The organism is Streptomyces sp. NPDC002845, from assembly GCF_053591955.1.
This window is the reverse complement of the sequence record NZ_JBSFUU010000031.1, coordinates 111,932-112,163: the sequence shown is the minus strand read 5'-3', so window position 1 is coordinate 112,163 and position 232 is coordinate 111,932.

The window sequence follows — 232 nt, the reverse complement described above, 5'->3', positions numbered from 1 at the left end:
CCGCCCCTTCGACCCCGCCTGGGGGCTGCGCCCCCGGACCTGCTGGGGGTGGGTGGGCCGGTTGCGGGTGGGTGGGGGTTGCTGTGGGTCGGCCTGAACGGCCTCGGGGGGGGGGGGCGGGCGGGGGGGGGGGGGGGGGGGGGGGGGGGGTGGGGGGGGGGGGGGGGGGGGGGGTGGGGGGGGGGGGGGGGGGGGGGGGGGGTGGGGTGGGGGGTTGTTTAAGACAGAGATA